This is a genomic window from Actinomycetospora succinea, assembly GCF_004363095.1.
Classification (GTDB): domain Bacteria; phylum Actinomycetota; class Actinomycetes; order Mycobacteriales; family Pseudonocardiaceae; genus Actinomycetospora; species Actinomycetospora succinea.
In genome coordinates, this window is record NZ_SNYO01000001.1 from 88,106 (window position 1) to 106,071 (window position 17,966).

The following is a 17,966-nucleotide window of genomic DNA, read 5'->3' on the forward strand; positions in this document are numbered from 1 at the left end:
ATTGCGACGTCTGCAGCGTGACCCGTCACGCCGGGGAGCGGCCCCGACACACGCCGCACGCTGATGCGCTCGACGCCCCGACCGTGAACCTCGCAGCCCAGGGCCCGCCGAACCAGGCGCCGCCTCCCGGTGCCTGGGGCCAGCCGCCGGTGTCGCCTCAGGCGCCGACCTCGGCGAACGGGTGGGCGATCGCCGCTCTCGTCCTCGGGCTGGTGACGCTGGGCCTCTCGCCGCTGCCCGTGCTCAACCAGGGCGGCATCCTCGCCGGGCTGGTCGGTATCGGTACCGGGATCGCCGCGGTGATCGTCGGTCGGCGGCGCGGCAGCCGCGTGGTGATGGCCTCGGTGGGCCTTGGCCTGTCGGTCCTCGGGGTCGTGCTCTCCTTCGTCTTCACCGAGATGTACGTGCGCCAGTTGGACCGGGCGTTCACCGATGCCGGGCTGCCGAACGTGTCGGAGCCCTACGTCGCCGGCCCGCGCACCTACACGCTCGAGGTGACGAGCACCGGCCTCGATTCCCTGTCGAGCGTCAACTGGACGAACTCCACCGGCGGGATGGACTCCGAGCGCGACCGGACCTCGCCCTGGCGGCAGACGGTGACGATCGACGACGGGACGGGCGCAATGGTCTCCGGCGGTGGGTGGGTCGACAGCGGGAGCGCCGAGCTCACCTGCACGATCCGCGAGGGGGATCGTGTGGTGGACACGCAGACGGTCCGCGGCCAGTACGTCAACGTCAGCTGCGACACCTACTGAGCGGGCGCATCGCGCTCCGCCATGCAACCCGCGCTTCGTACGTGGGTGAGGCCGGACTCTGCGGCATCAACGTGGCCACAGATGCCGGCCAGGACTGGGCGCCCCCGGCAGGATTCGAACCTGCGACACCGGCTTTAGGAGAGCCGTGCTCTATCCCCTGAGCTACGGGGGCCCAGGGGGAGCCTAACGGCAGGGGTCGCCCGGCGATCGTCGTCCCGGCCGGGCCGTTTCGTGCGGTGGCCACATCGGGAAACGGTTGGGCACCGCTGGCCGACGGCCGGCGGTCGGGGCGGCTCCGCCGGCCGTTGAGCCACCAGCGACGGCGGAGTCGTCACCGCTCTTCGCGAGTGTGACGTGCACCACTCGACGCGGACGAGCGATCATGGAAACGTGCTCGTCTGCGGGCATGGACCTCGAGATCGTCACGGCCGCTCTGCGCTTCCCCGACACGCTGGTCATCGAGGCGGACGGCGACGTCTACGCGATCTGCGACCCGGACGGCACCTACGAGGAGCGCCCGCGCCACGGGTTCGCCACGATCGTCACGTCCGACGCGCACGACACCGCCTCGGACCTGGACCGGCCCGGCGTCTACCGCCTGAACCTCGGGCTGCCGCGGGAGCGTGCCGAGGAGGTCGTCGACGCGAGCGCCGAGCACGACCTCACCGCGCTCGACGTGCTGATGCCGCACCCCGTCTACGGCGCGTACGGCTTCGTCTGCGTCCTCAACCCGGACCGGACGTGGCCGCAGGTGCAGGGGCTGATCGACGAGGCCCACGCCCACGCGGCGGCGCGGGAGGGTGCGCGCCGGCCGCGTCGGACGTCGTCCCGGGAGGACTAGTGGAACTCGGGCGAGTACGAGACCGACTCGGACTCGGCCGGGAAGCGCGAGGCCGGGACGTCGACGCGCCGCGAGTCCTCGGACGCCTCGAGCAGGGCGCGGTGGAACCGGTCGATCTCGGGGCCGCCGTCGGTCTCGACGACGCGCGCGCCGCGCTCGGTGGCGCCGACCGGCGTGCCGACCAGCTCGAGGCCCAGCTCGACGCGGGCGACCTCGAGCTGGTTCAGGCGGTGGAACGTGACCTGCGCGTCGGCGTCCGGCGCGTCGGGGTCGCGGTCGGTGACCACGAGGACGTCGGGGGTGAGCAGCAGCTCGGTGGCCCGGCGCTTCTCGCGCCCGCGGCCGAACCAGCCGGTGGTGCCCGTGACCAGCTCGGTGCGCACGGCGTGCGTCACCTCGGGCAGCGGGTCGCGGTAGAGCCCGCGCACGGCGGCCTGCTCCTTGATGAGCGAGATGACGGCGGTCGGCAGGCTGTGCACGCCGATGACCCGCGACGACGACTGACGGTGGGTCCCCACGACACCCTCCCCTTGCGCGCCGGAGCCGGGGTTCCGTCACCCGGAGGTGCTCGCGACGTCGCATGGGTGGTTTCGGGGCAAGTGAAGCTCGTGTTACAGCCCACGCCCGGTCGGGGGACAGTGGGGACATGGGCCACGAGGACGAGGACGACGTCGCACGTGCCGCAGCCCTCCTCGCCCGCGCCGGGCGGGTGACGGTGCTGACCGGAGCAGGGGTGTCGACCGATTCGGGCATTCCGGACTTCCGCGGTCCGCAGGGCGTGTGGACCCGCAACCCGGCGGCCGAGCGCCTCTCCTCCATCCAGGCCTACGTCGAGGACCCCGAGGTCCGCCGCGAGGCGTGGCGGCAGCGCGCGGTGCACCCGATCTGGGACGCCCGCCCCGGCGCGGCGCACGCGGCGCTGGTCGACCTCGAGCGCTCCGGGCGGCTGGCCGCCCTGCTCACCCAGAACATCGACGAGCTGCACCAGGCGGCGGGGTCGTCGCCCGACCTCGTCGTCGAGCTGCACGGGACCATGCACCACACGCAGTGCCTGAGCTGCGGGGTCCGCGCGCCGATGGGGGAGGCGCTCGAGCGCGTCGCCGCCGGCGAGGACGACCCGCCGTGCCCGCACTGCGGCGGCATCCTCAAGTCGGCGACGATCTCCTTCGGCCAGAACCTCGACGCCGGCGTCATCCGGCGCGCGCAGCAGGCGGCGGTCGACGCGGACGTCCTGCTCGCCGTCGGCACCTCGCTCGGGGTGCACCCGGCCGCCGGCGTCGTCGACCTCGCGGCGGCGGCCGGGGCGGCGGTGATCATCGTCAACGGCGAGCCGACCCCGTACGACGACGTCGCGACCGTGGTGCTGCGCGGCGGCGTCGGCGAGATCCTGCCGCGCCTCGTCGAGGGGCTCTGACGCGTCAGCGGCCGGGGCCGTGCAGCCCGAAGATCAGGGTCGGGTCGGCGGGGTCCCAGGTGTTGTCGACCTGGGAGCGCCGGCCGATGTCCCGGCAGCGCTCGAGGAGGCGGCGCCCGACGGCGAGCCGCCCGTCCTCCCACGCCGCCAGCGCGGTGGTGACGTCGCCCCCATCGACGCCGCCGTGGTCGCGCAGCGCGTCGGCCAGCGCCCACGCGTCGTCGGCGGCCTTGGCCGTGCCCGCGGCGGCGTGCGGCCGGACCGCGAACGCGGCGTCGCCGAGCACCGCGACCCGCCCGGAGGTCATCGCGGGGACCTCGATGTCGTAGACGGCCTGCACGAAGGGCGCCTCGGCGCCGACGACGACCTCGGCGATCGGCGGCGCGAGCTCGCGCCGTGCGGTGCCGCGGAACTCGTCGACCGCCTCGTCGGCGAGCATCCCCGGCGGCACCGACACCCGGCGCTCCTGCCCGTCGCGGCCGGCCAGGAGACGGTCCAGCGGCTCGCCGTCGACCACGTTGCGGTACCAGACGAAATTCGCCAGCCGCTCGCCCGGCACGGTCGTCCCGCCGGGGCCCGGGATGGGGTAGACGAGGATGTGGCTGTCGGTGATCACCTGGTAGGTGATCGCGTCGCGGAGCTCGGCGAACGTCGCGTCGGACAGCTTCTCCTCGGCCAGCGTGCCGCGGTAGGCGACGTAGCCGGCGTAGCGCGAGGTCGCGTCGGGGAAGAGCCGGTCGCGGGTGATGGAGTTGATGCCGTCGGCGGCGACGAGCAGGTCGACGTGCTCGGTCGCGCCGTCGGCGAAGGTCACCCGCGCGCCGGCGTCGTCGCCGGTGAACGCGGTCATCTCGCGGCCGAGGTGGTAGCGGTCGGCGTCGAGGAGCGCCAGCAGCTCCCGGTAGATCGCGTTCCACGACGAGAAGCGGTAGCCGTGGTCGATCCGGTGCCGGCACGACCCGTCCGGCCACAGGTAGCGGATCGCCGACGTGCGCGAGCAGAACCCGTCGGGGTCGACGCCGCCGCGCTCGAGGAAGTAGCGCACGGTGGCGTCGAGCACCGCGATCCCCGCGCCGCGGGCGTCGAGCTCGGAGCGCGAGCGCTCGTAGACCTGCACGTCGCAGCCGAGGTCGCGCAGCAGCAGGGCGGCGGTGATCCCGCCGATCGAGCCGCCGACGACGGCGACCCGGAGCGTCATGTCGGTGGCACGCCGAACGTGGCGATCTTGTCGACGGAGAGCTCGAAGAGGATGCGGCTCTCGTTCACCGAGGCGTCGCGCAGCCCGTACTCGCCGTCGTCGCCGGTGTACTTGCGCCAGATCTTGTTGAGCTGGTCGGTGACCCGCTGCCCGTCGGTGGGGTGGTCCTCGGCGATCTCGCGGTGCACGGTCGTCTTGATCGAGAGCCAGTGGTACGGGTCGTCGGGGTTCATGAGCAGGAACGTCGCGTGCGGGTTGGCACGCAGCCAGTCCACCTTCTTGCGGTGGTGCGCGAGGTTGAGGAGCACGAGCTCGCCCTCGTAGTCGAACCACACCGGCGTCAGGTTGGGCAGCCCGTCGCTGCCGAGGACGGCCACGGTCGCCGTGACCGGGCGGTCGAGGAGCTGGCGGTAGGTGTCGTCGAGCTCGCCGAGGTGTCCGACGGCGTGGCGGTCACCCACCGTGAACTGCCCGGGCTGCACGCCCTGGGAGACGTCCTTGATGTTGGCGACCCTGATGGCCACGACGGCCTCCCGCGACGGTGTGGGCGTGATCCTCCGGGCCGAGCGTAGGTTCCTGTGATCGGGTGCACAACGATCTGTCGAGCCTGGTCAGGAGTCCCATGACGGCACGATCACTGGCGGTCCACCTCGCGCGGGCCTGGCGGGAGGCGGGGACGCCGGTGCTGTTCGGCGTGCCCGGGGGCGGGGCGAACCTCGACGTCGTCGGCGCGGCCGAGGAGGAGGGCCTGCGCTTCGTCCTCGCCCATGACGAGACCGCCGCGGCGATCATGGCCGGCGCCCACGGCCTGCTCACCGGGACGGTCGGCGCCGCCGTCGTCACCCGCGGGCCGGGCGTCACGGCCGCCGCGACGGGACTCGCGCAGGCCACGCTCGACCGGTCGCCGCTGCTGCTGGTCAGCGACGCCGTCCCCGGCGCGACGGCGGCGCGGGTCGCCCACCAGCGCCTGGACCAGGAGGCGGCCACCCGCCCGCTGGCCCTGTGGTCGGGCACGCTCGGGACGCGGGAGCCGGCGGCGGTGGCGCAGGCGGCGGTCGCCCTCGCACGGCGCGGCCCGGGCGGCGTGCACCTCCAGCTCGACCCGACCGTCGACGGCGGGCCGCCGCCCCCGCTCGACCCGGTCCCGGAGCTCGACGCTGCCGCCCTGGACCGGGCGCTCGCCCTCGCCCGCGGAGCGCGCCGGCCGGTGGTGCTCGTCGGGCCCGCGGGCGTCGACGCGCCCGGGCTCACCGAGCTCGCGGCGCGTGTCCCCGTGCTCGGCACCTACCAGGCCAAGGGCGCGGTCCCCGAGGACGCGAGCGCGGGGCTGTTCACCGGCGGGGTGCTCGAGCGGCCGCTGCTCGAGGCCGCGGACCTGGTCCTCGCACTCGGCGTCGACCCCGTCGAGCCGATCCCGTCCGCCTGGTCCCACGACGCGCCGGTCGTGATGCTGCACCCCGGGCCCGTCGACGGGCGGTGGTTCGGGGAGCCGGAGATCGTCGTCGGCCCGCTGGACCGCTCCCTGCCGGCCCTGCTCGAGGTCCTCGACCCGCGCTGGGACCCCGAGGCCGCCACGGAGCACCGCCGCCGCACCCTCGACGCCCTCGAGCCCGCCGGGTCAGGGTTCTCGCCGCACGACGTGGTGCGCGCCGTGGCCGAGCACGCGACGGTCGCGACGACGCTGACCGTCGACGCCGGCGCGCACATGCTCGTCGCCATGCCGCTGTGGCCGGCCCGGGCCCTGCGCCGCGTCCTGATCTCGAACGGGCTGGCCACCATGGGGTTCGCCCTGCCGGCCGCGATCGGGGCGGCGCTGGCCCGCCCGGGGGAGCCGGTGGTGTGCTTCGTCGGCGACGGCGGGCTCGGGATGACGCTCGCCGAGCTCGAGACGGTGGTGCGGCTGGACCTGGACGTCACCGTCGTCGTGTTCGACGACGCTGCGCTCAGCCTGATCGAGATCAAGCAGACCGCCGGGCAGGGCGCGGCGAACGCGGTGCGCTACGGCGCGATCGACTTCGCGGCCGTGGCCCGCGCCATGGGGATGCCGGCGGACACCGTCACGTCGCGCCCGGAGCTGGACGCGGTCTTGGCCGGGGCTCACTGCGGACCACGGCTCGTCGACGCCCGGATCGACCCCGGGTGCTACGCCGCCGTCCTCGCCGCCACCCGCGGGTGAGGGCTCAGCGGGCGAAGTCGTCGAGGACGCGCTGGAGCGGCGTCGGCTGCACCGCCACGTCGCCGAGGAACGGCTGGTCGATCGCGATGGCCACGAAGAGCAGCACGCCGATCGTCGCCGCGAGGCTGCCGGTCATGAACAGGTGCAGGGCGGTGCTGCGGAGCCCGAAGATCATCCCGAACGCGATCGTGACCACCCCGCCGAGCACCAGCGCCACCCACATGACGCCCGGGAGGCCCTGCCCGACGAAGTCGAGGCGCTGGGAGCGGTACGACACGACCTCGGCGAACCGGTCGGCCTCCACGGTGACGTACTGCTGCTGGATCGGCGTGTCGGTGGGCAGGGCGGCGAGGTCCGCGGCGGTGCGGTCGAGCACCGCGGCGACCGCCGGGTGACCGGGCTCCCCGCGGCCCATCGCGGGCCACTCCTGCGTGATCACCGCGGTCGCGTAGTCGCGGACGTCGGCCTGGATCCGCGCGCGGACCTCGGGCGGGAACGCGACGCTCTCGCGGTAGAGACCGCGCAGCGCGCTCGCCTCCTGGCCGACGACCTCGCTCGCCTGGCTGAACTGCTGCCACGTCACGACGACGACGAACGCCAGGAGCACGGCGTAGATGACGCCGACGATCGCGATCAGGTAGCCGGCGACGTCGTTGTGCTCGCCCTCGGCGAGGTGGGGCCAGTGCCGGCGCACCAGCACCTGCAGGCCCGTGACCAGCAGCGGGCCCACGACGACGAGCAGGACGAAGAGCAGCCAGACGGGCAGCATGGTCACCGCTGGTCCAGGTGCTCGGCGGGCACGCGCGGAGCGTAGCGGGTGATCGCGGTGCCGACCCCGGTTCTGCGCGCCCGCGGGCACGGGCGCACGATCAGGCCATGCCTTCTCTCGACCTCGCCCAGGTGCCGCAGCGTCTCGCGACCGGCGCCTTCATCCTCAACTCGGGCCTCCAGAAGTGGTCCGGCGACGAGGAGACCGCAGCCGGGCTGCACGGCTTCGCGTCGGGCACCTACCCCTTCCTCAAGGACATGGACCCGCCCACGTTCCTCAAGGCCCTCGCCGCCGGGGAGATCGCCGTCGGCACCACGCTGCTCGCGCCGTTCGTCCCCGGCCGCCTCGCCGGCCTCGCGCTGACCGGCTTCTCCGCGGGGATGCTGGGGCTCTACCTGCGCACGCCGGGCATGCACGACGGCAACCTGCGCCCGACCCAGCAGGGCACCCCCATCGCCAAGGACATCTGGATGCTCGGCATCGGTGCGGCGCTCGTGCTGGGCAACGGTCAGCGCCGCGCGGAGAAGAAGGCGGAGAAGCGCGCCGAGAAGGCGGTCCGCAAGGCCGACAAGCGCGCGGCGCAGGCCGAGGCGAAGGTGGACAAGAAGGCGGCGAAGCTCGCCGCCTGATCACCCCACGACCACCTCGACGGGTGGGCTCCCGCGCAGGGTGTTGGTGACGTAACAGACCCGTTCGGCCGCAGTGGCGAGGCGCTCGAGCTCCTCGCCCTGCGGGGCGTCGGCGTGCACCGCGACGGCGATCGCGGTGAAGCGCGGGCCGTCGTAGGTGCCCGTCGCGGTCACCGTCAGCCCGCGCAGGTCGATCCCGCGCTTGGCGGCGCTGTGCGCGACGGCCAGGGTGAAGCACGACGCGACCGCGCCGAGCAGCAGCTCGGTGGGCTGGGGACCCTGCCCGGTGCCGCCGGCCTCGGGCGGCTCGTCGACCGTGAGCGGGAAGCCCCCGGCGTCGACCGTGCAGCGCATGCCGCCCTCCCAGACGGCGCCGACGGACCGCTGTTTCACCGCGTCGCACCGGCGTGCAACACCGGTGCAACACCGCGGAGCACAGTGGCTCGGGTCACAGCCGCTTCCTGGTCGGGGAGGTCCCCATGGCCCGTTCCGTCGTCGTTCCGCTGCCGAGCGACCTCGGCGCCGTCCACTGCGGCTGCGCCCCGTCGGTGCGGCGCAGCGCCCACCACGACCGGCTGCTCGCGGTGGAGACGGACCCCGACGCCGTGCTCGACCTGTTCGAGATCGCCGTGACCTGGGGCGAGCTGGACTACACGGGCGCCGAGGTGCTGGCCCCGGAGGCGTGGCTCGACTTCGCGTCCGACCACGTGTGGCGGTGTCCGGACCGCGTGATCCGCCTGTTCGCCCTGGCCTCGGACGTGGCCCTGCGCGGCGCGCCGGTCCGGTGCGCCGCCCTCTGAGGCCCTCACCGGTCGTCCCGCGTCAGGCGGGTGACGCCCTCGCGCGTGAGGTCGAACGCCGTCGCCACCTCGTCGCCGCGGCGCAGGCGCACCAGCCCGGTGTCGTCGATGCGTCCCACGACGGCGGCCTCGAGCCCGCGCTCGTGGAACGGGCCGACCGCGTCGGCCTCGCGCCCCGCGGGCGTGCAGAGCAGGAAGCAGAAGCTCGGGAAGCAGGTCAGCCAGTCGCCGACGTCGACACCGGCGGGCGCGGGCACGGCGTCGAGGTCCACCTCCACGCCGAACGTGCCCCACTCGAGCAGCATCGCCAGCGACCCGACGAGGCCCGCCATGCTGACGTCCTTGGCCGCGACGGCGGCCCCGGACCGCGCGAGCGCCGCGAGCACCCGCACGTCGCCCGCGCACCGCTCGCCGCGCTGCTCGAACGCGGGGAAGAACGGGAAGTCGGGACGCATGGCGCCGTCGAGGGCGGCGGCGACGACGAGGCTCTGGCCTGCTGCGACGTGCGTGGTCGAGAGCGGCGCGTCCACCGAGCCCAGCGCGAACGCCGACACCGACGGCTCCCCGTCGTGGCTCGTCAGGTGGCCGCCGAGGACGGGGACGTCGTAGAGCGCGCAGGCCCGCTTCATGCCCTCGAGGGCGGCGCGGGCGTGACCCTCCGACGCGCTGACCGTGTTGACGATGCCGAGCGGCTCGGCGCCCATCGCGGCGACGTCGTTGACGTTGGTGAGCACCGCCGCGAACCCGGCGCCCCAGGGGTCGCGGGCCACGAACGGCGGCCACAGCGCCTCGCCGCAGGCGACGACCCGTCCGCCGCCGGTCTCCACGACCGCCCCGTCGTCACCCGGCCCCCGCAGCCAGTCCGCGCCGCCGAAGACCTCGCTGACCAGCCCGATCGCGGCCTTCCCCCGCGTGCCGGGATGGGTCGCGACGCGGTGGGCGAGCGCGGTGAGGTCGCGCGCAGGGGCTTCGGCAGCAGGCACCGGGGTCACGTCCCGTCGTCAACGATGGTGTGTGGTCATCCATTATGTGATCTAACATCGGCTCATGGCGACCCCGAGCTTCCTGACGCTGCCGTCGCGGTCGTCCGCACCCCGCACGGTCGGGCTCACCCACGTCCTGGACCCGGGCGTGAGCCCGGCGTCGGCGGCGGACCTGCTCGCCGGCGCCGGGGCGTTCGTCGACATCTGGAAGACCGGCTGGGGCACCGCCTACGTCGACCCGCGGATCGCCGAGAAGCTCGCGGTGCTCGGTGAGCACGGGGTCGCGTCGTGCCTCGGGGGCACGCTGCTGGAGATCGCCTGGGCGCAGGGCGTCGCCGAGGAGTGCCTGGCGTGGGCCCGCGGGGTCGGGTTCCGCCACGTCGAGGTCTCGCGCGGGACGGTGCCCATGACCGTCGCCGACAAGCGCGCCCTGGTCCGGCAGGCCGCGGACCGCTTCGCCGTGATCACCGAGGTCGGCGCCAAGGACCCCGACCAGCAGCACACCCTCGACCAGTGGCGCGACGAGGCCGCCGCCGACCGGGAGGCGGGCGCGCACCTCGTCGTCGCCGAGGGCCGCCAGAGCGGCACGGTCGGGATCTTCGCCGCGGACGGCGGCGTGCGCGAGGACGTCGTCGACGCCCTGGCCGACGCGGTCGGGCCCGCGCACCTCGTGTTCGAGGCGCCGCGCGCGCACCAGCAGGCGTGGTTCGTGCGTCGCTTCGGTCCCGACGTGAACCTCGGCAACATCGCGCTCGACGACGTCCTGGGCCTGGAGACACTGCGTCTGGGGCTGCGCTCGGACACGGCCGAGGCGACCGTCGGCGCCGTCATCTCGGCGGAGCTGAGCCGATGAGCTCGCCCAATCTCGTCCCCGGCCGCTACCGCGGCGTCGCCGTGGCCCGGGCGCCGCTGCCCTACGACGAGGAGACGCTGCGCGCGCGCTACCTCGGTCGCGAGGCGTACTGGAAGACGCGGTTCCTGGTGGTGCGCCCGCCCGACACCGACGACGGGCCGGTGGCGCTGCTCGCCGTGACCCGCGCCGGGGATGACGAGCTGTTCAGCCCGATCGTCGACGTCCGGCTGCTGGCGGGGCCGGAGGAGACGGTCCTGCTGCACCGTCCCGAGCTCGACACCGCGGTGCCCACGCTGCTCGCCGCCGCGGCGGCCGAGGCGCCGGGGTACCGCGCGGTCGTCGTGCAGGGCCGCTACGAGCACGTGAACTTCATCCTCGACGCCCGCCCGCTGCCGGTCACCGTGCGGGAGGTGGTGCCGCCGCGGCCCGCGAAGCTCGCCGACCAGGCCCGCCGCGTGCTCGAGCTCTCCGAGGACCTCCCGCCGATCGCGATCACGCCGCACGCCGTCGACCTGGCCGACCTCGCCGCGGCGCACCCCGCGGAGCACTACCTGCTGCCGTGCCGCGGCGGCGGGGGCGAGGTGCCCGGGGCTGCCGTGTCGTACCTCGACGAGCGGCCGCCGGAGGCCGACTGGACGCTCCTGGGCTGCGAGCGCTCCCGGCAGATCCACCGGTGGTTCTACGGGCGCGAGGCGCCCGGGGCGGACACCTGCCCGCTGACCGCGATCGCAGCCGAGGGCCCGGGGGCGGTGCTCACCAAGTGCTGCCTGCAGCAGGAGGAGCTCGCGGAGGGCACGGTCGAGGGACCGGACGGGACGACGCGGTGGGTGTCGGTGCCGTGGGGGTCGTCGCTCGAGCACGTCCGCGAGGCGCTCGGCCGGCTCGCGCTGCGGGAGGAGCCCCGGTGGTCGCCCGCCTGACCGACTCGCCCGTCTACGCCCACCTCTGGACCACGCCCGAGCTCACCGCGCTGCTCGGCGAGGAGGCCCGCTGGCAGGCGTGGCTCGACATCCTCGTCGCGCTCGCCCGCGTGCAGGCGCGGGCGGGGATCGTGCCCGCCGAGGCCGCCGAGCAGATCGCGCTCCGGGCGCGGGTCGAGGAGCTCGACTGGGACGCGGTCGCCGCCCAGACCCGCGCGACGTCGCACTCCACGCTCGGGCTGATCCGGGGCCTGCAGGCCGTGCTGCCCGGGACCGCGCGCGAGCACGTCTACGTCGGCGCGACCGTGCAGGACGTCACCGACACCTGGTTCGGCGCGGTGATGCGCGACGTCGGGGCGATCGCGCGCCGCGACGTGCGCGTGCTCGAGGAACGCGTGCTGGAGCTCGCCGCCACCCACCGGGCGACCCCGATCGCCGGGCGCACCCACGGGCAGCCCGGGGCGCCGGTGACCTTCGGGCTCAAGGCGGCGTCATGGGCCGACGAGCTGCGCCGGCACGGGCAGCGCCTCGTCGAGGGCCGCGCGCGCTGGGAGGTGGGCCAGCTCGCCGGCGCGGTGGGCGCGCTGGCCTTCCACGACGACGAGGGCGTCGACCCGCTCGCCGTGCGCGCCGCGTTCTGCGCGGAGCTCGGGCTGGACGACCCGGGGATCTCGTGGACGACGAGCCGCGACCGGGTCGCCGAGTTCGGGGGCGTGCTCGCGATGGTCGCCGGCACCCTGGCGCGCATCGGCGGTGAGGTCTACGAGCTGGCGCGCCCGGAGATCGGCGAGCTCCGGGAACTCACCACCCCCACCGCCGTCGGCAGCATCACCATGCCGCACAAGCGCAACCCCGAGGTCAGCGAGCACCTCGACACCCTCGCGCGCCTGGCGCGGTCGTCGGCCGGCGTGCTGCTCGAGGGCATGGTCGCCGCCCACGAGCGTGACGGGCGCGGGTGGAAGGCCGAGTGGGCGGCGCTGCCCGAGGTCTGCCTGCTCGTCGGCACGGCGCTGTCGCTGGCGCGGAGCCTGCTCGACGGGCTGGAGGTGCACGTCGACGCGATGGCGGCGAACCTCGCACGCCACGGCGACCGGCTCGGCTCGGAGCGCGTGCTCGCGGCGCTCTCCCCGCGACTGGGCAAGCACGCCGCGCAGGACCTGCTGCAGGAGATCCTCGCGGGCGGCGGCGACCTCGCCGAGGAGCTCGCCGCGCGGGGGATCGCCGGCGGTGACGAGGTCCGGGGCTGGCTCGCGCGCCCGGCGGACCGGGTGGCGGTGGCGATGGTGGACGCCGTCGTGGCGCGGGGCGTGTCGTGACCCGGTTCCCCCTCGGCGTCCTGCCCACCCCGCTCGTGCGCGCCGACCGGCTCCGCGCGGTCCTGGGCTGCGGGCCGCTGTGGACCAAGCGCGACGACCTCACCGGGTTCGGCGTGGCGGGCAACAAGGTCCGCGCGCTCGAGCACCTGCTCGGCGACGCCCTCGCCCGCGGCGGCGACGTGCTCGTCACCGGCGGCGGGCCCGACTCGAACTTCGTCGCCGCCGCGGCCCAGGCGGCGCGTGTCGCGGGGCTGGACTGCGAGCTGGTGGTGTGGGGCGACCCGCACGGGACGACGAACCTGGCGCTGGCGACGGCCGCCGGCGCGCGCATCCACCCCCTCGGCTCGGCGGATCGGGGCCGCGTCGACGGCGAGGTCGAGCGTCTCGGCGCCGAGCTCGCGCGCCAGGGGCGGCGGCCGCTGGCGGTGCCGCGCGGCGGGTCGACGCCGATGGGCGCGCTGGGGTTCGCGTGCGCGGCGGCGGAGGTCGTCGACCAGTGGAGCGAGCCCGCGGCGCCGACCGTCGTCCTCCCCGTCGGCTCGGGCGGCAGCGTCGCCGGGCTGCTCGCGGGGCTGGCGGGCACCGACTGGCAGGTGCTCGGGGCGTCGGTGAGCCGCCCGCCCGAGGAGATCACCGCGAAGGTGCTGGGACTGGCACACGAGACCGCGGCGCTCCGGGGCTCGACGCCGCCGCGCCCGGAGCAGCTGACGATCGTCGACGCCCGCGGCCCCGGCTTCGGGGTGGCGTCGCCCGCCGACCGGGCCGCCGCCGACCTCGTCCTGCGCACCGAGGGCGTGCTCCTCGACGACACCTACGGCGCGAAGGCAGCGGCGGTGGCGGTCGAACATCTAGGGACCGACCCCGCCCTGCTGTGGTTCACCGGCGGCCTCGTGTCCGCCCTCTCCCCTGTGAGCGAACTTCCGGGCCATAGCACCGAAGTTCGCTCACATACGACGGATGGAGCACCGTGAGCACCTACCGCGACGAGGGCCCGCCGGTGGGCGGCCCCGCGCCCGAGCTCGTCGCGTCGGGGTTCGCGCTGGAGAACGCCGACGCCCCGTTCCTGCACCGCGGGCTGAACCTCGCGGACATGGCGCACGTGCTCGACCTGTCCCGCCGCGGCCTCGTGCCACCGACGGCACAGCGGGCGCTGCTCGAGCTGCTGCTGGTCGCCCAGGCCACGCCGGCCGAGGAGTTCCCCTACGACCCGGAGCTGGGGGAGCCCTACAACTCCCGCGAGGCCTGGTTCGTCTCGCAGCTCGGCGACGTCGCGGGCTGGCTGCACGCCGGGCGGCCGCGTCGCGAGGCCGTGCGGATCGCGCTCCGCCTCCACGTCCGCCACCAGATCGCCGAGCTCGTCACCGAGGCCGTCCGGTTCGGGCGCGACGCCGTGGCGCGCGCCGAGGAGCACACCGAGACGGTGATGCCCGACCAGACGTACCTCCAGCACGCCCAGCCCTCGACGTTCGCGCACTACCTGCTGTCGTTCGTCTACTCGACCGTGCGCGACGGGCAGCGCCTGCTCGCCGAGCTCGACTGGGTCGACACGAGCCCGGGCGGCGCCGGCTGCGTCAACGGCACCCGCCTGCTGGAGGACCGCGCGTTCGTCGCCGAGTCGCTCGGGTTCGACGGCGTCATCGAGCACACGCGCGACGCGATGTGGCAGGTCGACGGCCTGATCTCGGTGCTCGCGGTGGCGTCGAGCCTCGTGTCGAACCTGTCGAAGCTCGCCGAGGACCTGGAGATCTGGTCGTCGAGCGAGTTCGACTACGTCGACCTCGACCACGGCTTCACCCGCGCCAGCGTGCTCATGCCGCAGAAGCGCAACCCGTACTCGCTCTCGATCATCCGTGGCGCCTCCGGGGTGCTCATCGGGCGCCTGTCGGGGTTCCTCGCGGTGAGCAAGAGCCCGTCGGCGCGCAGCGACAACCTGATCTACGCGTACGGCGAGGTCCCGCGCGCCCTGGACCTCACACTGCGCATCACCCGCCTCGCCGCGGGCGTCGTGCGCACCCTGCGCGTCAACGCCGAGCGGCTCGCCGAGGAGGTCCGCGGCGGGTACAGCCAGGCCACCGACCTCGCCGAGCACCTCGTGCAGACCTGCGACGTCGACTACCGCACCGCCTACCTCGTGGTCGGGCGCGCCGTGCGCGCCGCCAGCAAGGCCGGCGTTCCGGGCGTCGAGATCACCGGCGAGATGCTCGACCGGGCCGCGGTCGAGCACACCGGCCACGCGCTCGGCCTCGCCGGGACCGACCTCACCGGCGCCCTCGACCCCTGGCGGATCGTGCTCTCCCGCGACGCCCAGGGCGGCGCCGCGCCCGCCGCGGTCGCGCGGATGACCGCCGACCTCACCGCCCGCCTCGACGACCTCGACGCGCGGGCCCGCGAGCGCCTCGCCGCGTTCGACGGCGCCGAGACCGCCCTGCTGGCGACCGTCCGGCAGGCCACGAGCCCCGCGATGGAGGAGACCCGATGAGAGTCCTGCCCGACGAGATCGCCGTGGTCAACGTCGGCCTGCCGATGTTCGCCGAGGCCGTCCGCGCGCAGGGCGGCACCGTCACCCACGTCGACTGGCGCCCGCCCGCCGGCGGCGACCCGGACGCCGTGCGCGCGCTGACCCGCCTGTACGCCGACCCGGCGATCGACACCGCGAACGCCGAGGTCCTGCGCCGCCTCGACACCGGCGTGCCGTTCCTGACCGCCGTGCGCCGCGCCGACGAGGTCGTACCCGGCGTCGAGGGGCGGATGCTGCTGCACTGCGGCCCGGCGGTCGACTGGGCGCACGCCTGCGACCCGCTGCGCCGCTCGATGCGCGCCGCGACCGTCGCCGAGGGGTGGGCCGCCGACGTCGGCGAGGCCGACCGCCTGCTCGCCGACGGCGGGGTCCGTCTCGAGCCCGCCAACCACCACGACATGGTCGTGCCGATGGCCAGCGCCGTCGGGCCGTCGGCGCCGGTGCTGGTCGTCGAGCTGACCCCGGACGACGGCCCCGGCCCCGTGCGGGCGTTCGCGCCGATCAACCAGGGCCCGGGCGAGGTGCCGTGGTTCGGGCGCGACACCGACGCGGCGATCGCCCGCCTGCGGCTGCTGCGCGACGTCGCGGGCCCCGCCCTCGCGGCGATCCTGGAACGCACCGGGCCGCTCGACGTGCTCGCCGTCGCGGCGCAGGGCATCGCCATGGGCGACGACCTGCACATGCGCACCCAGGCGGCCACCAACCTGCTCGCGCGCACTTGGCTCGGGCACGTCGCGGCCCTGCCCGACGACGTCCGCGCCCCCTTCGCCGACTTCCTCGCCGGCAACCACCTGTTCTTCCTCACCCCGGCGATGGCCGCGGCGAAGGCGCTGACGCTGTGGGCCGCGCAGGTGCCGGGCTCGTCGATCGTCACGTCGATGGCCCGCAACGGCACGACGTTCGGCATCCGCCTGCCGGGCTCCGACCGCTGGTACACGACGGCCGCGCCCCCGGTCGGCGACGCGCTCTACTACTCCGGCCTCGGCCCGGACGACGCCGCGCCCGACATCGGCGACAGCGCCGTCCTCGAGCTCGTCGGGCTCGGCGGGCCCGCCGCCGCGAACTCCCCGGCCGTCGCGGCGTTCCTCGGCGGCTCGATGGCCGACGCCGCCGCGGCCACCGACGCGTTCCGGCGCATCTGCGTGGGGTCGAGCAGCCGGTTCACGCTGCCCGCCGCGGGGTTCGCCGGGACGCCGGTCGGGGTGGACCTGCGCAAGGTGGTGGCGACGGGCGTGACCCCGAAGGTCAACACCGGGATCCTCGCGGCGTCCTCGGGGCAGGGGCAGGTCGGCGCGGGGGTCGCGACGGCACCGCTGGAGTGCTTCACCGAGGCGCTCTACGCTCTGGCCGGGTGATCGTCGACGCGGGCCTCGGCGCGGCCGGGCTGCTGCGCCGGCCGGTGTCGGGGCGCGTCGTGTCGGTGCACCGCAAGGCCGCCTACCTGCGGTTCGGGGACGCCCTGGTCGCGCTCGTGGCGCCCGGGGTCGAGCCGGGACCGGTGCACGTCCGCTGCACGACGCTGCCGCCGTGCCGGGTGGGCGAGGCGGTCACGGGCGACGGGAGCCGGCTCGCCGGCCGGCAGTGGGCGCTGCGCGGGCCGGGCGCGGTGTGGTGGGGGACGTCGCCGGGCCCGCTCGAGCTCGCGGCCCGGGACGACGCGCTGGTCCGGGAGGCGCTGGTGCCGGGCGAGGTGATCGTCGCGGCGGCGCGGGCCCTCGGCTCCGGGCTCGACGCCCTGGTCGGGGCCGTCGGCGGGCGCGGCCCCGGCCTGACCCCGGCGGGCGACGACGTCCTCGCCGGCGTGGTCCTCGTCGACCGGGCCGCGGGCGGGCCGGCGGTGGAGGAGCGTCTGACGGCGGTGTGCGCGTCGGTGCCGACCACCGAGGTCGCGCGGGCGTTCCTGGCCTGGGCCGCCCGGGGGCAGTCGGTCGCGCCCGCGCACGACTGGCTGGGCGCGGTGGCCGCCGGCGACCGGGACGCGGCGTCGCGCGCGCTGGCGCGCCTGCACGCCCTCGGCGCCGACTCGGGCCGGCACCTCGCGGCGGGGATGGCGCTGGGCCTGGGTCAGCTGCCCCGGGTGGTCAGCCAGACCGCGCGCGCCGACGCCGGTCCGGGGTTGCGCCACCGGGTGTGACGGTCGGCGGGGAACTGGATGGTGTCGCCCGCACCCAGGACGTGCCGCTCCCCGGCCACCTCGACCTCGAGCGCGCCCTCCAGCAGGTGCACCAGCTCCTCGCCGGCCTGCGGCCCGCCGGACGTGCCCTCGGCGCCGGCGTCCACGACGACCGCGGCGCCGCCGAGCCGGAAGCGCTCCGGCGCGGCGGTGATCGCCGTCCGCGTGGTGCCGTCGCCGGTGGTCTCCGCACCCGCCCCCGCCGCGACCACGCTCGCCACGGCGGTGGGCGCCTCGTCGCCGACGAAGTGGGCGATGGGCCGCTCGAGGGCGTCGGCGAGCTTCAGCAGCGTCGTGATCGTCGGGACCATGTCGCCGCGCTCGACCTTGTGGATGGCGGCGGCCGAGACATCGGCGCGGCGCGCGAGCTGCTGCAGCGACAGACCGGCCTGTTGGCGCAGGTCACGCACCTTCGGGCCGATCGCGTCGACGACCGTCTCCCAGACCGGCGGCGTCTCGGCAGGGCCCGTGGGCTCGGCTGCTGATCGGGCCATGGCGCTACTCCTTGACACGCACGACGCGGTCAGTATGGTCAACACGCATCAACTTTGGTGGACATCATGTCGGATCCGGCGCGCGGCGTCGACCGGCTCGCAGCCACGCATCGTAGGGCGTCGAGAC

Annotated in this window: 20 protein-coding genes and 1 tRNA gene; 13 read left to right on the forward strand and 8 right to left on the reverse strand. The window is 75.3% G+C overall.

The window, feature by feature from the left end; genetic code table 11:
* The first annotated feature begins 83 nt into the window (after nucleotides 1-83).
* Nucleotides 84-755 carry a hypothetical protein gene (locus EV188_RS00430; RefSeq protein ID WP_133824293.1) on the forward strand — a complete coding sequence of 224 codons (672 nt, stop codon included), beginning with the start codon at nucleotides 84-86 and terminating at the stop codon, nucleotides 753-755.
* 99 nt (nucleotides 756-854) lie between these two features.
* Here the strand turns inward: EV188_RS00430 and EV188_RS00435 are convergent.
* Nucleotides 855-927, reverse strand: a tRNA-Arg gene (locus EV188_RS00435).
* 234 nt (nucleotides 928-1,161) lie between these two features.
* On the opposite strand from EV188_RS00435, the gene EV188_RS00440 reads away from it, so the two are divergent.
* The gene (locus EV188_RS00440; RefSeq protein WP_133824294.1) at nucleotides 1,162-1,596 is read left to right on the forward strand and encodes a DUF6194 family protein; all 435 of its coding nucleotides are present in this window, start codon (nucleotides 1,162-1,164) and stop codon (nucleotides 1,594-1,596) included.
* Here the strand turns inward: EV188_RS00440 and EV188_RS00445 are convergent.
* Entirely contained in the window at nucleotides 1,593-2,114 is a 522-nt protein-coding gene (locus tag EV188_RS00445) for a hypothetical protein (RefSeq protein ID WP_133824295.1), read from the reverse strand. The genes EV188_RS00440 and EV188_RS00445 overlap by 4 nt on opposite strands.
* 128 nt (nucleotides 2,115-2,242) lie before the next feature.
* On the opposite strand from EV188_RS00445, the gene EV188_RS00450 reads away from it, so the two are divergent.
* Nucleotides 2,243-3,010: an SIR2 family NAD-dependent protein deacylase gene (locus tag EV188_RS00450; RefSeq protein WP_133824296.1), complete on the forward strand. Its 768-nt coding sequence runs from the start codon at nucleotides 2,243-2,245 to the stop codon at nucleotides 3,008-3,010.
* A gap of 4 nt (nucleotides 3,011-3,014) precedes the next feature.
* On the opposite strand, the gene EV188_RS00455 is transcribed toward EV188_RS00450, so the two are convergent.
* Entirely contained in the window at nucleotides 3,015-4,208 is a 1,194-nt protein-coding gene (locus EV188_RS00455; RefSeq protein ID WP_133824297.1) for an FAD binding domain-containing protein, read from the reverse strand.
* Nucleotides 4,205-4,732, reverse strand: a complete 528-nt coding sequence (locus EV188_RS00460) for a pyridoxamine 5'-phosphate oxidase family protein (RefSeq protein ID WP_166659658.1) — start codon at nucleotides 4,730-4,732, stop codon at nucleotides 4,205-4,207. Before EV188_RS00460 ends, EV188_RS00455 begins: the two co-directional genes overlap by 4 nt.
* Before the next feature lie 98 nt (nucleotides 4,733-4,830).
* Between EV188_RS00460 and EV188_RS00465 the strand changes: the two genes are divergently transcribed.
* Complete coding sequence (locus tag EV188_RS00465) at nucleotides 4,831-6,384, forward strand: thiamine pyrophosphate-binding protein (protein ID WP_133824299.1); 1,554 nt, start codon at nucleotides 4,831-4,833, stop codon at nucleotides 6,382-6,384.
* Between the two features lie 4 nt (nucleotides 6,385-6,388).
* Here the strand turns inward: EV188_RS00465 and EV188_RS00470 are convergent, their stop codons facing one another.
* Nucleotides 6,389-7,153, reverse strand: a complete 765-nt coding sequence (locus EV188_RS00470) for a bestrophin-like domain (protein ID WP_243741500.1) — start codon at nucleotides 7,151-7,153, stop codon at nucleotides 6,389-6,391.
* Between the two features lie 107 nt (nucleotides 7,154-7,260).
* On the opposite strand from EV188_RS00470, the gene EV188_RS00475 reads away from it, so the two are divergent.
* The gene (locus EV188_RS00475) at nucleotides 7,261-7,782 is read left to right on the forward strand and encodes a hypothetical protein (protein ID WP_133824301.1); all 522 of its coding nucleotides are present in this window, start codon (nucleotides 7,261-7,263) and stop codon (nucleotides 7,780-7,782) included.
* Here the strand turns inward: EV188_RS00475 and EV188_RS00480 are convergent, their stop codons facing one another.
* On the reverse strand, nucleotides 7,783-8,175 hold the full coding sequence (locus EV188_RS00480) for an OsmC family protein (RefSeq protein WP_133824302.1): 393 nt from the start codon (nucleotides 8,173-8,175) through the stop codon (nucleotides 7,783-7,785).
* A gap of 86 nt (nucleotides 8,176-8,261) precedes the next feature.
* On the opposite strand from EV188_RS00480, the gene EV188_RS00485 reads away from it, so the two are divergent.
* Nucleotides 8,262-8,582, forward strand: a complete 321-nt coding sequence (locus EV188_RS00485; RefSeq protein ID WP_133824303.1) for a hypothetical protein — start codon at nucleotides 8,262-8,264, stop codon at nucleotides 8,580-8,582.
* A gap of 5 nt (nucleotides 8,583-8,587) precedes the next feature.
* On the opposite strand, the gene EV188_RS00490 is transcribed toward EV188_RS00485, so the two are convergent.
* Nucleotides 8,588-9,565 carry an AIR synthase related protein gene (locus EV188_RS00490; RefSeq protein ID WP_166659659.1) on the reverse strand — a complete coding sequence of 326 codons (978 nt, stop codon included), beginning with the start codon at nucleotides 9,563-9,565 and terminating at the stop codon, nucleotides 8,588-8,590.
* A 64-nt stretch (nucleotides 9,566-9,629) separates the two neighbouring features.
* On the opposite strand from EV188_RS00490, the gene EV188_RS00495 reads away from it, so the two are divergent.
* The 7 genes from EV188_RS00495 to EV188_RS00525 are packed head-to-tail and all read left to right on the forward strand — an operon-like array spanning nucleotide 9,630 to nucleotide 17,306.
* Nucleotides 9,630-10,418: a phosphosulfolactate synthase gene (locus EV188_RS00495; RefSeq protein WP_133824305.1), complete on the forward strand. Its 789-nt coding sequence runs from the start codon at nucleotides 9,630-9,632 to the stop codon at nucleotides 10,416-10,418.
* Nucleotides 10,415-11,338, forward strand: coding sequence for a DUF7714 family protein (locus EV188_RS00500; protein WP_133824306.1), 924 nt, complete (start codon nucleotides 10,415-10,417; stop codon nucleotides 11,336-11,338). Before EV188_RS00495 ends, EV188_RS00500 begins: the two co-directional genes overlap by 4 nt.
* Nucleotides 11,323-12,654 carry a class-II fumarase/aspartase family protein gene (locus EV188_RS00505; protein WP_133824307.1) on the forward strand — a complete coding sequence of 444 codons (1,332 nt, stop codon included), beginning with the start codon at nucleotides 11,323-11,325 and terminating at the stop codon, nucleotides 12,652-12,654. The genes EV188_RS00500 and EV188_RS00505 overlap by 16 nt, the downstream gene beginning before the upstream one ends.
* Complete coding sequence (locus EV188_RS00510; RefSeq protein ID WP_166659660.1) at nucleotides 12,651-13,625, forward strand: 1-aminocyclopropane-1-carboxylate deaminase/D-cysteine desulfhydrase; 975 nt, start codon at nucleotides 12,651-12,653, stop codon at nucleotides 13,623-13,625. Before EV188_RS00505 ends, EV188_RS00510 begins: the two co-directional genes overlap by 4 nt.
* Nucleotides 13,622-15,133, forward strand: coding sequence for an argininosuccinate lyase (gene argH / locus EV188_RS00515; protein ID WP_243741382.1), 1,512 nt, complete (start codon nucleotides 13,622-13,624; stop codon nucleotides 15,131-15,133). The genes EV188_RS00510 and argH overlap by 4 nt, the downstream gene beginning before the upstream one ends.
* Nucleotides 15,130-16,527 carry a YlbE family protein gene (locus EV188_RS00520; protein ID WP_133824309.1) on the forward strand — a complete coding sequence of 466 codons (1,398 nt, stop codon included), beginning with the start codon at nucleotides 15,130-15,132 and terminating at the stop codon, nucleotides 16,525-16,527. The genes argH and EV188_RS00520 overlap by 4 nt, the downstream gene beginning before the upstream one ends.
* Nucleotides 16,524-17,306, forward strand: a complete 783-nt coding sequence (locus EV188_RS00525; RefSeq protein WP_133824310.1) for an oxamate carbamoyltransferase subunit AllH family protein — start codon at nucleotides 16,524-16,526, stop codon at nucleotides 17,304-17,306. Before EV188_RS00520 ends, EV188_RS00525 begins: the two co-directional genes overlap by 4 nt.
* On the opposite strand, the gene EV188_RS00530 is transcribed toward EV188_RS00525, so the two are convergent.
* A complete protein-coding gene (locus tag EV188_RS00530) occupies nucleotides 17,237-17,839 on the reverse strand; it encodes a helix-turn-helix domain-containing protein (protein WP_133824311.1) in 603 nt (200 codons plus the stop codon). The genes EV188_RS00525 and EV188_RS00530 overlap by 70 nt on opposite strands.
* Between the last annotated feature and the right edge of the window lie 127 nt (nucleotides 17,840-17,966).